Genomic DNA, 13,401 nt, shown 5'->3' with positions numbered 1-13,401 from the left:
GACACCGACCACCGCCGTCCCCTGCCCGGGGAAATCATGAAGGTCCAGAAGATGGAACCCCCCCAATGCCGGCGTGCGAAGCAACGCCTCGATGTCGGCCTTGTAACACAACGTTTGAAGCCGTCCCGAAGCCATGAGAAGATCGTGCGCAAGGTGGCCCAGATGATGGTCCCCCAGCGTCGTCCGGACGATCTCAAGATTGCCGGCACGCAACACCCCGGTGTACTTCCTGATCTCATCGAGATCGGGATACACGCACCACTGTCCGACCTCATGACTGATGATGGGAACGGTGAATCGGGCGACATCGGTGCGATAGTCGGCGGCCGTCTGCGGGGGCTGGCCGTTGATGATGCTCTTCAATCCTGCACCCCACATCTGGAGCCGCGGGCCATAGTACACGTGGTACTGGTTCTCCGGCAGCGCCGACCATCCGGCCGAACCGGTATACAGCCTCCCCGGGAAATGCGACTTCAGGTGTTCCACAAGATCGCCGAGGTAACGCTCCTGATGTTCGCCAGCCGGTTCATTCCCTGCGGCAAGCATGCAGAACGAAGGATGATGTCCGTACGAACGGATGATGCGCTCCGATTCGGCATAGAGCCATGCATCCAATGGCTTCCCATTGCCGACGGCGGCCCACATCCCCGCCTCGACGTGCAGATAGATCCCGATCTCATCAGCGGCGGCAAACGCGGCCTCCGGCGGGCACCACGAATGGAAGCGGATGTGGTTCAGCCCGAACGCACGGCATTGGCGGTAGATCCTCCGCCATGACTCGACATCGGTGGGCGGATAGCCCGTCCGGGGAAAGATCGCGGACTCGAGGGTTCCACGCAGCATGACCGGGCGGCCGTTCACACTGAACTGCGTCCCCTTCGCCACGAATTCTCTCACACCGCTGCGCACGATACGCCTGTCCAGCTCATGCCCGTTCTTGTCCTGAAGGATGACCGTGAGCGCGTAGAGCGCGGGCGAGAACTCATCCCACAGGAGTGCACCATCGCCAAGCGGATAGTCGATCTCCACGACCGATGTGTCGGAGTTGGCTGTGACCGGATACGAGCGGACGGGAACCACATGCTGCCGTTCCCGGTCCGACACGCTGCACTGACGCTGACACGCGCCGGGGTGGATGCGTCGTTGCCCCTGACGACCGATATCCGGAATCGGAAGGACCGTGCGGCGGCATCCGGGACGACGGCGATGTCCGCGAACCCCGTGGCAGGGCTGGCCGCGAGCGTCATGGCGCCGACGATGCCGTTCCAGTTGGTCTGCGTGTGGTCCGTAACGCTGTGCGCGCTCGATCCTACATCGACCGGGTCGAGCCGGTTGTCGACCCGTACGGTGACGACATGCGTTCCCGGTCCAAGGACTGCGGTCAGGTCGAACGTATGCGGTGTACCAAGACTCGCGCCTTCCCCGGCAAAGGTCGTATCCACCCAGACACGCGAGTGCCAATGGGCCCGCTCGAGCGAGAGCATGATCCGCCGGCCGCGCCACCCACCCGGGATAGATACCGTACGCTGATACCACGCCGCGCCGACATAATGCTTGCGCGGCGTGAGCCAGAACGGAACGAGGACCTTCCCGGGTTCGCGGAACCGCGCCATCGCCGGGTCCGTGAACCAGCTGCTATCGACGATCAGACCGGTCCAGGCGGTGTTCACCCGGATATCATCACCCTTTCCCCGCTCCGCCATGGATCCCGGCAACCGGAGCCCATCGGTGAGCGTCCGGGAGAACCATCGCTCCGCGACCCCGCGATCGCTCGGGTCGGTTTGAAACCGCCAGATCCCGGACAGGTCGATCCGTTCGTCACGTGGAGGCCCGGCTGCATGCAGCACGGCGCATGACATGAACAACCCCAGCATACTGCGGAGGCAGAGGGAGGAGAGGGATGCGTGCATGGGTGATCAGGCCTTATGGTCGGTCGGACGCGGCACCGTGCCGTTCCACCCGGCATCGATGAGTTTCTCCGTAATGCGATCCGGATGGTGGATCAATGCAGGAAGGCACTGGGGACAGATATGCGTCTCGTGGCCGGCAAGCCGGAGGACGAGCACAGGGAAATCATTTTCGGACCGGCCACAGTTCAGGCAGGTTGCAGGTGCTGAAGGCATGGATGTTCCTTGTGTCGATGATGGATGAAGTCGTCTGGTAAGAAGTTCACTCGCGTGTTCGTACGCGCGGACGGCCATCGCGATTGGGCACGGTTCCCGCCGGCCATGCCTGCGGTGCCCCGGTCTTCCTGTCGTCCGGCATCACGCGGCGTTCGCGCGGGATGAATTCCGGGTCCTCGGAAGCAAGATAGACAAGGCATGCGACCAGCGCTGCATTGTTCTTCAGGTCACTGAACACCAGCTTATCGTACGTATCGCGGTTGGTGTGCCACGTGTACGAAAAGTAATCCCAGTTCGTCGCACCCAGGCCGAAGGCCGGAGCGCCGGCCGGGGCAAAGGATGCATTGTCGGTCCCCCCGCCCGCCGGCATGCCGGGGAACTGCACCTTGATATCGCGGGTGAGTTCGGCCGGGATGCGCGACAACCACCGGGCCAGATGGCTTCCGGCATCGAGGAGGCCGGCGGCTCCCATCGATGTGATCCGGCCGGTCCCGTTGTCCTGATTGAACAGCGCCTGCAGTTTTTCAACGACCTCCGGATGGTCGAGAGCATAGGCGCGCGACCCGTTCAGTCCCTGCTCCTCGCTCCCCCAATGGCCGGCGATGATCGTGCGATGCGGCCGGGGGTAGACCTTCCGGAGGATACGCATCGCTTCCATCATGATGAGCGTGCCTGTGCCGTTGTCCGTGGCGCCCGATGCTCCGTCCCAGGAATCGAAGTGCGCGGAGAGGATCACATATTCTCCGCCACGCGCCGCACCGGGCATCGTGGCGATCAGGTTATTGGCCGGTTGGGTGTCGAGGGTTCGCGAGGACGCAGTGATCCGCACGAGGGGATGGTCGCCCGCGGCCGCGAGACGGTACAGCAGCGAATAGTCTTCCAGCGCAAGTGTCACGGCGGGGATCTTCCTGGTGCGTACATCGAAGATGCGGAAGGTCCCCCATCCGGAACTCCATTGCGATGTGATGATCCCGGCGGCGCCCGCCTTCTCGAGGATCTGGATGAGGGAATCCGTCCCGACACCCGGACTCTTGAGCCGGAGATCCCAATTCTCCTCGATCCTTTTGCGCAATGCTTTCAAGCTATCGAAAGAGTCCCTGGTCGCGAACTCCTCCCACACCTTGTCCGGCCGCCCGGTGGGCTGGCAGGCCGAGAGGAGCACGAACGTCCCTTTCACCGAGGGAAGCCAGGTGAAGAAGCCCGCCGAATCGCGAACGTCAGGGATGATGGAAAGCCTTGCCTGGGTCCCCTGTTCCGGAGTGGAGGGAGAGAAAGCCAGCATCGTACCCTCCAGGGAACGGACACGGGGTTCGAGCAGGTCGATGTGGGAAATGCCCCTCTCCCATCCACGCCAGGTGCCATACTGTTCATTCTTCGCCTGGATGCCCCAGCCCGCATATCTGTCAATTGCCCATTGTTGTGCCTTGAGCATGCCCGTTGTTCCGACGAGCCGGGGGCCGACCACATCCAGAAGTTGATGCGCAAGCACGGGCAGGGCAGAGGAATCCATGGCCTCCACCCAGATCTTCTTGATGACCGGATCATCGGCGGGAAAGGTTTGTGCAAACAACGGGCATGCAAAGAGCATGAGAAGAGCACAACGGAAAAGAGCGCGCACGGGCATTCCAACGGTTGGGGATAAGGGGGTATCTCGATCCAGTGGATAACATACTATTGTCGGCGGGAAGAAGCAAGAAGAGAGCGATAGGTGGTGACTTGCAGTTTTTTTTCCTTTATATTCTTTGACGTATAAGATTGGGGGATCGCTTTGCTCACGTCAGGAACGTATGAACACCTATCCTCCGCAGCAGGACATCAGCGACATTGCGCGTTTGCTCATCGATCACTCCCGGGCCTGGGTTCTCTGGCTGTCGCCTGAATATGTCATCCGCTATGCATCGCCATCCGCGAGGGCCATCACCGGTTACGCGCACGAGGACTTTGAGAAGGACTGCGATCTTCTCACGCGCATCATTCATGCGGACGATCGTTCACGATTCCTGGACCACCAGCGCCAGATAGCCTTGTCCCTGGCGCCGGGCGAGATCACGTTCCGCATTCGCCACTTCGATGGCTCGATCCGCTGGATCCGCCACCAGAGCGAACCGGTGTTCGACGGTGACGGCCACTTCCTGGGCACGCGGAGCGACAACACCGACATCACCGATCAGCGCTTCTATCAGATGATGCTGCAGTCGCAGTACGATCTCGGACAAGCCCTCGTGTCCGCACGCAGTCTGAGTGAGACGCTGGAGATCTGCCTCAACGCTGCGATCACCATTTCGGGCCTGGATTCCGGCGGCATCTATCTCCTGGATCCGGTGACGCGGAACCTCACTCTGGTCACCCACAGGGGACTGCCGGAAGACTTCCTTCACAGGGCCACGCACTATCCGGCCGGCGATCCGCACATCGCGTTCATCATGTCGGGCAAGCCTGCCTACTCGGCGCTTGTCTCTCCGGGCATTCCGGACCAACTGCGCGACCCGATGGTCTTGTTGAGGACGCTCGCCGTGGTTCCCTTCACGTACGAAGGAGACGTGATCGGCTGCATGAACGTCGCATCACACTCCCTCGAGGTGATCCCCGACGAAGCCCGGAGGGCGTTGGAGACCATCGCCTCTCAGGTCGGTGGCGCGATCGCGCGTGCCCGTTTGTCCGATACGATCCGGCAGGAGCGCACCAATCTCCACGCTCTGTTCAGCACGATCAAAGACTTCCTCTTCATCCTGGACGAAGATGGCAATATCGTCTTTTCCAATCCGGTCGTGTCCGAGCGCCTCGGGTACAATGAGTTCGAGCTCTACGGTATTCATGTCACGATGGTGCATCCACCCGCGTCGCGCCAACAAGCGGGAGAGATCGTCGCGGCCATGCTCGCCGGCACACGCGATTCCTGCCCGCTGGAGCTCCTGGCACGGGACGGACGCACGATCCCGGTGGAGACCTGGGTGATCCGCGGGGCATGGAATGGCAGGCCGGCGATCTTCGGGATCAGCCGCGATATCACCGACCGTGAACGGAAGGACCAGGAGGTGCAGCATCTGCTCAAGGAGAAGAACCTGCTCCTGCATGAAGTGCACCACCGCATCAAGAACAACATGACGCTCATTACGAGCCTGCTCTCACTCCAGGCCTCGTCCATGACGGATGAGCGGGCGATCGGCGCGCTGAAGGACGCGGAATCCAGGGTACGCGCGATGGTCGACATCTACGACAAACTGTACCGCGACACGGACTATCGTGCGATCGGCCTGCAGTCGTACTTCACATCGCTCCTCAACGATCTCAGCAGGCACTATACAACATCCGCCCGCATCAGGATGGATCACGATGTGGATGATGCGCTCCTCGACACCAGGATCGTCTTCCCTCTTGGCATCATCATCACCGAACTGGTGACGAACGCACTGAAGTATGCCTTTCCTGGAGACCGGCAGGGGGTGATCGAAGTGCAGCTGAAAGTGGATGGCGGAACCCTCAGGTTGAGGGTGGCCGACGACGGGATAGGGATGGAGAGCGAGCTCCTGGATCACCATGCGCACGGTTTCGGCATGCAGCTCGTCGGCCTCCTCGCACAACAGATCTCGGCGGAAAGCACGGTCGTTGCACACAACGGCACCGTCTTCACGCTCATCGCCCCCATGCCCGAATGCGCGATCGTGGCTTCCTGAGGGGAGAGCCCTGCGGCACGGCCGGACCTCAGTCGAGGTCCGCCAGGGCCTCACGGATCCTCTGCTTATCTGCTTCATCGCTCACAAGCACGATGGGAAGCTGCAGCGACTCGCGGAGGACGACCCTCGCCTGCTCATCCTTCCCCCAATCGATGTAGAGCATGCCCAGTTCCCGACGATGCCGGAGTGTTCCGGGGGCAAGTGCGATCGCCTTCTTCAGAGCCACCTCCGCTTCCGGGTATCCGCCGTCGGGCAGCGTGCCAAGGAAGACACTGGCAAGCTGACGTTCGATCCATGACACATTCCCCAGGGCACGGTAGAACGAGCCAAGAATGGTGTAGGCAATGTCATCATCCGGCTTCAGGAGAAGCGCCCGGTCAAGGGCGTGTTTGATCTCCGCACACATCCTGACCTTCGCCTTCGATCCCTCGAACATCGCCAGATTGCCCAACGATACCGCCAGCCAGGTATGACCCTCGGCGACCGTGCTATCGGCGGCGACGCATGCGCGCGCATACCGCTCCGCTTCCAGATATCCGGTGTGTTTCGCTTCATCCGTTGCCACTCCTGCCTCCACGTTCGCCAGTCGAGCCAGCCTCCAGAGCGCGGCCGGACTGGGCGGAGCGGCGTGCAGCACCTCCAGATACATCGCCCGGGCGTCGGCGTAGCGCAATGCGACAAATGCCGAATCGCCTGATGCGAGCCGGGCAGCGGGAGCAGGAGCGGCGGCGATGAGTCCGCCGAGAAGAAATATGGCTGCGATCACAGTATCGTTTCCCACGTGGTTTGAATATCAATGTACAGTGAGAACGCCTGTCCGGACAACTGCAGAGGCGTTATCAAATCATCATGTATCTTTCATCAAAGCCGGAAAACACCTACATTTCCGTCATGATCCTACTTCCAACGAAAAGCATGACGAGCCGCCCCGCACCGTTGTGGACCATCCGTACCGGCATCCTCGCCCTGATCATGGGGTTCCCGGTGTTCGCTGCGGGCGCACCGTTGCCCCCCGCCGACGGGATCAACTGGACGGCGGTACATGATATAACGCTCCGTGGGATCGATAGGTTCTACCGGCTCGACAACGATGCGGCGCTGCGCCATTTCGATTCGGTGGCCGTCATGGCACCCGGCGATCCCCGCGGACACTTCTTCCGGAGCATGGTGCACTTCTCCCTGTACGCTCTCGACCGGGACCGCCGGTATTTCGAACTCTTCATGAAGGAGTCTGACAGGGTTGTCGATGTGTGTGAGCGGCTGCTGGACAAGGACGAGCACGATGCCAACGCCAAGTTCTACCTTGGCGGCATCCACGGATACCGGGGCATGGCATGGCAGACCGAGGGGTCGCTGGTCAAGTCCGTCAAAGAGGGGCGTGAAGGATACGGCCTTCTCGAGGAGGCAGTAGAAGCGCGGCCCGATCTCTACGATGCACAGATGGGGTTCGGCCTGTTCCGGTACCTGGTGGCCAAAGCACCCCGTTCGCTGCACTGGATGCTGAAACTCATGGGTATCACGCCCGACCTCGACGGTGGGCTGCGGATGCTCAAAGCTGCTTCCGAACGGGGAACGTACACCCGGAACGAAGCACAACTCTACCTTGCGCAGTTCCTGTTCAATGAACAGCGCCAGGACGAAGCGTTCGTGCAGTTGGACCAACTCGTGGCGCGGTATCCTGAGAACACGCTCTTCCTCATCCTCCGCGCAAGCTGGCTGCAACGGACGGGCAAGCCCGAGGAGGCCCTTGCAGACGCCCTGAAGGCCGTGGAGCGGAACAAGGCTCACCCCCTCCGGTATGTGGAGGACCTCGCATGCAACACGCTTGGATCACTCTACTTCGCGCGTAACGAATTCGGCACAGCACGGACCTACTACGCCCGGTACATCGATTCGCTCAAGGGGCCCGAGCGCGTGTGGAACTGGACGTGGTACCGCATCGGGGCATCCCATGAACTCTCCGGCGATCGCGCTGGCGCGAAGACATTCTATGCACGGGTGCGCAAGAGCTCCGATCCGATGCGGCCGATGGATGCGTACTATTACCGTCGCGCCCAGGAGCAGATCGGACGTCCGATCGCTCCTCCCGAGGCATCACTCCTCCGCGCCGCGAACGACGCGAACAGCAAGTCGCATGAACGCGCCCTCGGTCTCTACCAGAGCGCGCTCGATTCCTGTCATGGCGACGTGGAATTGAGCGGCCGGGCGCTGCTCGGCATCATGCAGATGCACTACGAACTCAAACGCTATCAGGATGTGATAGCGACGTCCGGGCGCCTGTTCCGCCTCTCCCCCGAGCGAGAGCTCTGGGTCCTCCCTCACGGATATCATAAACTCGGACAGGCGTACGCCCGTCTCGGCCGCACGGCGGAGGCCCGGAAGGCATTCGACATGGTTGATGAATTCGATGACTACGACTTCCAGGATCAACTTGAATCGCGCGTCGCCGGAGACCTGAAGGATCTGCCCCCGCATTGAACCGGGCATCAGCCGGTCACGTGGTGACTATTGCACAATCCCGCATGCCTCCGTGGTCCTCCCACCCCTGATTCCTGCATAAAAAGCCGATTCCGAGAGTGGCAGACTAATTGCGATTCTCTTTGCATTGGGGTTACCACCACATGCAAAGGGAATTGCACGTATGAAACGTCTTGCTCTCATGTTGTTCCTCTCCGCCGTCGCGATATCAACCGCGACCGCTCAGCTCACGATCACCAGCACGGTACCCGCGAACGACGCAACCAGCGTGGCCGCGGCGACCACCATCAGCATCACGTTCAGTGCTGCGATCGACAGCAGCATCCTCGCCTATCCGGACCGCGGGGTCTTCACCAATGTCGACACCATACAGGTCATCGGGCTCAGTCCGGACAAACGGACCATTTCGTACTCGGCACACCTGACCCCGGGGCGGGCGCATTATATCGTGTACTACTACGTTAAGGCCGCGAGCGGAGCGGCACTCACGGCGCCACACATCTTCTATTTCACGACAGCGGCATCCTTCCCGGCACCGTCGGTCAGCGGCACCGTGCAGGCAGGATCCAGCGGGGTCGATCCGGCCAATTGTCTGGTCGTCCTGACGGATGGGCCGATCTCCGGCGGGGGGAAACCCAATCTGATGCTAGGCGGCGTAAGCACGACCGGCGGGGCATTCACGATCCCCCACGTTGCCAATGGCACCTACTACCCGGTTGCCGTGAAGGACATCGATCAGGACGGGGAGATCAACCCCGAATCTTCCGGCGACCCGTTCGTTCAGGGAGGTGCATTCACCGTCGCAGACGCAAACGTCACAGGAGTCCTGCTCGAGCTGGCACGGATCCAGCCGCTCTCGTTCCGGACCGCGTGCGACTCCGCCACAGCCGCAGCGGCAACGCTGCCTGCCGATCGTTCGCTGCGCCGGCTAAGCTGTTATGACCCCGATTCTCTTGGCCTCAGCGGCGATTGGAACTTCGAGTATCACATCCCTTCACGTCCGTCAGGCGCGCGTCTGCGGGTAGGCCCGATGGGGTGTGAGATCGATTCTCTTGATATGTGGACCAGACAATCGATCGCACAGGCCCGGCCTCTGTCGGATCTTGCGAGTGCTGCAGAGGCGTCGACGTTTCTCACGAACTGCGAAAACGCCGGTGGCAACGCATTCCGGACCCAGCCCATGGGGGATACGATCGAGTTCAGCCGTCACCTCAACCTCGGCGATCTCCGGTGGAACGAATTCAGCTACATGATCACCGATACTTCAAAGAACTACTGGGCAGCATCGTACTGGTGGGGACACTCGAATGACTCGATGTGGATCCAGAAGAAGGTCATGCGGTTCCTTGGCGATTTCCAGACCGGTGCGATCTTGAAGACCACGGAAGTCCGGCCTTCGGATGAGGCGACCGTCCCGGAACAGGCAACGCTGACGCAGAACTATCCCAATCCGTTCAACCCATCGACGATGGTGGCGTTCAGTATCCCATCCACTCAGGAGGTGACCCTGACCGTGTACAATCTCCTCGGCGAGCGTGTTGCCGTCCTTGCGGATGGGATCTTCGCCCGGGGAAGCTATGATGTACAGATCAACGGGGCAGGCTGGCCGTCGGGTGTCTATTTCTGCATCCTGCAGACGTCCAATGCGCCGATGGTCCGGAAGATGGTCTTGATGAAATAAGTGGCGCAGGGCCGGCGGTCTGTTCCACCATGGAGCGGCCTGCAGGACCCCGATGTGAGAGAACATGCAATGGGCAGCACCACGGGCCGGACCGTCGTGCTGCCCATTTGTTCAGCACCGATCACCAGCCACGACCCCGTTCGGTGCCGGAGGCAATGATCGCATCGAATTCCGTCTGGGAGATGTACTGTGGTGTGTAGCTCGCGCCGCCCGCCGCAAGGTTCTTCACGAATGCCCGCATATGGTTCCGCGAGCCCCGTTCAAGGTTCTGATAGACGCATGTGATGTCGGTGGCGTGGGGAGTGCCGTTACAGCACCCCGCGCACTTCATACGTGAACCGGTACTCCTGCTTTGCCCCCGATGAGAATTGCCAGAGGACCGTGCGCAGGCAGTCGTTGACGTCATACCCGTAGCTCACGGTCGCCGCGATCGATCCATGGCCGCGAAAGTGCCCCCGTTGAACCCGTCCCGCGCTGTCGCATTCGAAGGTCAGCAACCCGGAGAGCCATCCGTCAACATTCTGCAGCACCTGACGGAGGACTCTTCCCTGCCCATCATACGTGTACGCGGTGGTGGACACCGGGACATCACCCGCCATTTCCGTCTTGAGGATCAGCCTGCCTGCCCGGTCGTAGTCAAAGAGGAACTCGTGTTCTGTCCCGGTTCCTCCACGGCGGATCGAACGGACGAGCCGTCGCGAAGCATCGTAGACATAGGATGTGACCGAACTCAGCCCATCCGACCGGGTGAATCTCTTTGTGAGAAGTTTTCCTTCCGGGCCATACGCATAGACGGATGGCCCGCCGAGTGTATCGTTATAGACATACTCCTCCCGTACCACCCGGAAGCGGCATGTATTGGTGATGAGGGGGTCGGGGAAGCTCCACACCTGGCACAGCGCCGGGACATACTCATACGTGAATGTCTGTGACCAGCCCTGCGTGAAGCGCCATACTTCCGTTGCGAGATTGCCGTGTGCGTCGTAGACATACGAAAGCGAAGCAACGGTATCAGCGTCGTTCATGACCACACCGTCCACAACCCCGCCCCGGAGATCATACTGGTACACCGCCTCGCCATCGAGCCAGCCCTTGTGGCGCTGGAATGTCGCACCCACCCGCCTGCCCGATGCGTCGTAATGATACGCTGCCGTGCCGCGGACCCGGTCCGACCGGCAGAACCGTTCGGCGACCCTGTTCCCCCGCTCATCATACGAGAGCACTTCAAAGGAAGTGATCGTATCCGAGAATTCCCTGAACACGGTCACCAGCTGGCCACGGTGGTTGTACTGGTACGAGTTCGTCGAATGTTTGGACCGGTCCGTCAGCTGCCAGAAGGCGCTCGCGATCCGCCCGTCCGCATCGTAGAAGAACTCCGTCGTCGCCTCCTCCCCGAGCGTATTATAATAGAGTGTACGGGAGATGCGGAATCCTTCACGAATATGTTCAGGGGGTTGAGGATACAGCGCGGCAGGGGTCAGGAACAGGAACAGCACCAGGAAGTGCAAGGAGCGGGTATGAAGCGTCATGGGGGCCTCCCTCAGCGTATAATTGAAGGAATCCAGAATCCGCACGGAATGCAACACGGCAGCGACGACGCTCATGCAAACGGGTACGGGAGGCACCGGGGTGCGACAGGACGCACTCCCGCCATTCGAGTTTCCCCTTGTCCTTTGTCGTGCGCGGTGCTATCTTTTACGAGCATCCCGACCACACCTCATCAACCGGAGTCACACCATGCATCACACACGCAGGGCAGTCGCATTGCTCCTTGTGACCGTGGCGATCCTTTCCGCCTCCGCGGTCTTCGGCGCCGAACCGTTGCGCATCACCATTGGCGTAGCGGGCAAGGACACGATCAACCGCAACATCTACGGCCATTTCTCCGAGCATCTCGGTCGCTGTATCTACGGCGGCTTCTACGTCGGCGAAACGAACACCCGTGTACCCAATACCCACGGCATGAGGAACGACGTTGTGCAGGCCCTGCGCAAACTGCGCATCCCGCTCCTCCGCTGGCCGGGTGGATGTTTCGCAGACACCTATCACTGGAAGGACGGGGTCGGGCCCAAGGAGAACCGCCCGACGATCGTGAACACGTGGTGGGGCGGCGTCACCGAGGACAATAGTTTCGGGACCCACGAGTTCCTTGAACTCTGCGAGCAGCTCGGCGCCGAACCGTACATCTCCGGCAACGTCGGGAGCGGCACGGTGCAGGAGTTCGCCGACTGGATCCAGTACGTGAACTTCGGCGGCATCGGGCCGATGGCGAATCTCCGGCGGAAGAACGGACAGGATGCACCCTGGGCGGTGAAATACTGGGGTGTCGGGAACGAGACCTGGGGATGTGGCGGCAACATGACCGCCGAATACTACGCGAACATCTACCGGACATACACGACGTTTGCATCGTCGTCGTGGGGCAAGAGCCCCATCTTCCGTATCGCATCAGGTGCGGGCGGGGGCGACTACCACTGGACGGAGGTCCTCATGCGGGACGTGCCCCACTGGATGCTCGACGGCGTCGGTTTGCATCACTATGCCGCACGCTGGGGAAGCATGGGACCGGCAACAGGGTTTCCCGAGGCGGACTACTACGACACCATGAAGCGTGCGTGGCAGATGGAAGAACTCGTCACTGGCCATGCGGCGATCATGGACAAGTACGACCCGAACAAGAAGATTGCCCTGGCGGTCGATGAGTGGGGCGGTTGGTATGCGGTGGAGCCCGGCACCAATCCCGGCTTCCTCTACCAGCAGAATACCATGCGCGACGCGGTGCTTGCAGGCATGACCCTGAACGTATTCAACAACCGTTGCGACCGTGTGCGGATGGCGAACCTGGCGCAGACCGTGAACGTATTGCAGGCGGTGATCCTCACGGACAGTGTGCGCATGCTCCTCACCCCGACCTATCATGTGATGGAGATGTACGTCCCGCACCAGGACGCGGCCATGCTGCCGGTCTCGTTCACCAGTCCGATGATCTATGCAGGCAAAGACACCATGAAGGCCGTGTCGGTCTCCGCCTCGAAGGACAAGAACAACGTCACACACATCTCTCTCGTGAATGTCGATCTGCGCGTTGCGCAGGATATCCAGCTCCAGTTGGGCGGAGGTGTGAAGAAGGTCAGCGGCCGCATCCTGCGGTCTGCGAACGTGCAGGACCACAACACGTTTGAGAAGCCGGAAGCGGTGAAGCCGGTGGAGTTCGGCGGAGCGAAAGTGGATGGCGGGATGGTGAAGCTCACGCTGCCGGCGTGTTCGGTGGTGGTGCTGACGGTGAACTGAGCAGGACCCCTGAAAAAGCGGGAGACGGGACTCGAATTCCGCCCCGCCTACGGCGGGGCGAGAACCCCCGTCACGCCCTCGGCGTGACGGGGCCCGTGAACTGATCACGCACAAAACAGAAGACCATAGTCTATGCTTTCAAGACTATGGTCTT

Annotated in this window: 10 protein-coding genes; 4 read left to right on the top strand and 6 right to left on the bottom strand. The window is 61.0% G+C overall.

Annotated features, from left to right (window positions below; genetic code table 11):
* Positions 1-893: 893 nt before the first annotated feature.
* Genes IPI01_10580 through IPI01_10570 form a run of 3 tightly spaced genes read right to left on the bottom strand, consistent with a single transcriptional unit; the run spans position 894 to position 3,747 of the window.
* Entirely contained in the window at positions 894-1,910 is a 1,017-nt protein-coding gene (locus IPI01_10580) for a hypothetical protein (GenBank protein ID MBK7258222.1), read from the bottom strand.
* 6 nt (positions 1,911-1,916) lie between these two features.
* A complete protein-coding gene (locus IPI01_10575) occupies positions 1,917-2,123 on the bottom strand; it encodes a hypothetical protein (protein ID MBK7258221.1) in 207 nt (68 codons plus the stop codon).
* Between the two features lie 46 nt (positions 2,124-2,169).
* Positions 2,170-3,747, bottom strand: coding sequence for a M20/M25/M40 family metallo-hydrolase (locus tag IPI01_10570; protein MBK7258220.1), 1,578 nt, complete (start codon positions 3,745-3,747; stop codon positions 2,170-2,172).
* A gap of 163 nt (positions 3,748-3,910) precedes the next feature.
* Between IPI01_10570 and IPI01_10565 the strand changes: the two genes are divergently transcribed.
* Positions 3,911-5,797 carry a PAS domain S-box protein gene (locus tag IPI01_10565; protein MBK7258219.1) on the top strand — a complete coding sequence of 629 codons (1,887 nt, stop codon included), beginning with the start codon at positions 3,911-3,913 and terminating at the stop codon, positions 5,795-5,797.
* Between the two features lie 28 nt (positions 5,798-5,825).
* On the opposite strand, the gene IPI01_10560 is transcribed toward IPI01_10565, so the two are convergent.
* Positions 5,826-6,563 carry a hypothetical protein gene (locus tag IPI01_10560; GenBank protein ID MBK7258218.1) on the bottom strand — a complete coding sequence of 246 codons (738 nt, stop codon included), beginning with the start codon at positions 6,561-6,563 and terminating at the stop codon, positions 5,826-5,828.
* Positions 6,564-6,712: 149 nt separating this feature from the next.
* Between IPI01_10560 and IPI01_10555 the strand changes: the two genes are divergently transcribed.
* Both IPI01_10555 and IPI01_10550 read left to right on the top strand, forming a co-directional pair.
* Complete coding sequence (locus IPI01_10555) at positions 6,713-8,275, top strand: tetratricopeptide repeat protein (protein ID MBK7258217.1); 1,563 nt, start codon at positions 6,713-6,715, stop codon at positions 8,273-8,275.
* A gap of 163 nt (positions 8,276-8,438) precedes the next feature.
* Complete coding sequence (locus IPI01_10550; protein ID MBK7258216.1) at positions 8,439-9,956, top strand: T9SS type A sorting domain-containing protein; 1,518 nt, start codon at positions 8,439-8,441, stop codon at positions 9,954-9,956.
* Positions 9,957-10,077: 121 nt separating this feature from the next.
* Here the strand turns inward: IPI01_10550 and IPI01_10545 are convergent, their stop codons facing one another.
* On the bottom strand, positions 10,078-10,362 hold the full coding sequence (locus tag IPI01_10545; protein MBK7258215.1) for a DUF2202 domain-containing protein: 285 nt from the start codon (positions 10,360-10,362) through the stop codon (positions 10,078-10,080).
* Positions 10,265-11,485, bottom strand: coding sequence for a hypothetical protein (locus IPI01_10540; GenBank protein ID MBK7258214.1), 1,221 nt, complete (start codon positions 11,483-11,485; stop codon positions 10,265-10,267). Before IPI01_10540 ends, IPI01_10545 begins: the two co-directional genes overlap by 98 nt.
* A 208-nt stretch (positions 11,486-11,693) precedes the next feature.
* Here IPI01_10540 and IPI01_10535 point away from each other — a divergent pair, with 208 nt between their 5' ends.
* The gene (locus tag IPI01_10535; protein ID MBK7258213.1) at positions 11,694-13,247 is read left to right on the top strand and encodes an alpha-N-arabinofuranosidase; all 1,554 of its coding nucleotides are present in this window, start codon (positions 11,694-11,696) and stop codon (positions 13,245-13,247) included.
* Positions 13,248-13,401: the final 154 nt, after the last annotated feature.

The sequence above is a fragment of the Ignavibacteriota bacterium genome, from assembly GCA_016707525.1.
GTDB lineage: Bacteria > Bacteroidota > Ignavibacteria > UBA10030 > UBA6906 > JAGDMK01.
This window is presented reverse-complemented; position numbering and strand designations above follow the sequence as displayed.

Bases quoted from the DNA above. Each gene is read 5' to 3' on its own strand.
- IPI01_10580 (MBK7258222.1), bottom strand. From the start codon at position 1,910: ATGCACGCATCCCTCTCCTCCCTCTGCCTCCGCAGTATGCTGGGGTTG.
- IPI01_10575 (MBK7258221.1), bottom strand. From the start codon at position 2,123: ATGCCTTCAGCACCTGCAACCTGCCTGAACTGTGGCCGGTCCGAAAAT.
- IPI01_10570 (MBK7258220.1), bottom strand. From the start codon at position 3,747: ATGCCCGTGCGCGCTCTTTTCCGTTGTGCTCTTCTCATGCTCTTTGCA.
- IPI01_10565 (MBK7258219.1), top strand. From the start codon at position 3,911: ATGAACACCTATCCTCCGCAGCAGGACATCAGCGACATTGCGCGTTTG.
- IPI01_10555 (MBK7258217.1), top strand. From the start codon at position 6,713: ATGACGAGCCGCCCCGCACCGTTGTGGACCATCCGTACCGGCATCCTC.
- IPI01_10550 (MBK7258216.1), top strand. From the start codon at position 8,439: ATGAAACGTCTTGCTCTCATGTTGTTCCTCTCCGCCGTCGCGATATCA.
- IPI01_10545 (MBK7258215.1), bottom strand. From the start codon at position 10,362: ATGACGTCAACGACTGCCTGCGCACGGTCCTCTGGCAATTCTCATCGG.
- IPI01_10540 (MBK7258214.1), bottom strand. From the start codon at position 11,485: ATGACGCTTCATACCCGCTCCTTGCACTTCCTGGTGCTGTTCCTGTTC.
- IPI01_10535 (MBK7258213.1), top strand. From the start codon at position 11,694: ATGCATCACACACGCAGGGCAGTCGCATTGCTCCTTGTGACCGTGGCG.